The sequence below is a fragment of the Palleronia sediminis genome (assembly GCF_004358695.1).
Taxonomy (GTDB): Bacteria; Pseudomonadota; Alphaproteobacteria; order Rhodobacterales; family Rhodobacteraceae; genus Palleronia; species Palleronia sediminis.
Window position 1 is genome coordinate 1 of the sequence record NZ_SNAA01000051.1, and the last position, 757, is coordinate 757.

1 protein-coding gene is annotated in these 757 nt (G+C 61.4%); it reads right to left on the reverse strand.

Annotated features, from left to right (window positions below):
* A protein-coding gene (locus E2L08_RS16840; protein ID WP_133398232.1) for an IS5 family transposase occupies positions 1-745 on the reverse strand; the annotation gives its coding sequence in 2 pieces (ribosomal slippage) (positions 1-421 and positions 421-745; 746 coding nt annotated over the 2 pieces). This gene is flagged as partial in the annotation.
* Positions 746-757 lie beyond the last annotated feature (12 nt).

Consider the following 757-nt stretch of genomic DNA (forward strand, 5'->3'; position numbering starts at 1 on the left):
ATGACGGTTGCGGCGAGGGCGATGGCGGAGAGGAAGACCTTCGGGCATCTGTCGTAGCGGGTGGCGATGCGACGCCAGTCTTTCAACCTACCGAACATGATCTCGATGCGGTTGCGCCGCTTGTAGCGGCGCTTGTCGTATTTCACGGTTGTTTTGCGCTGTTTTCGACCCGGGATGCAGGCGCGTATCCCCTTGTCTTTCAACGCATCTCGGAACCAGTCGGCATCATAGCCACGATCCCCAAGCAGCCAGTCGACCTTTGGGAGGCTGCTGAGCAGCGCTCGCGCGCCGATGTAATCGCTAACCGGCCCTGCGGTGACGAACAGGTTGAGCGGCCGCCCTTGGCTGTCACAGATGGCATGCAGCTTGGTGTTCATGCCGCCCTTGGTTCGACCGATCAGGCGACCGCGCCCCCCTTTTTCGCGGCCATGCTGGTCGCCGTGCGGTGTGCCTTCAGGTAGGTCGCGTCGATCATCACAGTCATCGCCTCGCCGTGTTCGGCAGCCAACCCGGCCATCATCCGGGCGAAGATGCCTTTCTCGCTCCAACGCTTCCACCGGCTATAGAGAGTCTTGTGCGGTCCGTAGGCGGCGGGAGCGTCTCGCCAGCGCAACCCATTGCGGTTGATAAAAATTATCCCACTCAGCACCCGCCTGTCATCGACCCGTGGCTTCCCGTGCGACTTCGGAAAGAAAGGGGAAAGCTTGGCCATCTGCTCGTCGCTCAGCCAGTAGAGGTCGTCCATGTCACCGCTCCG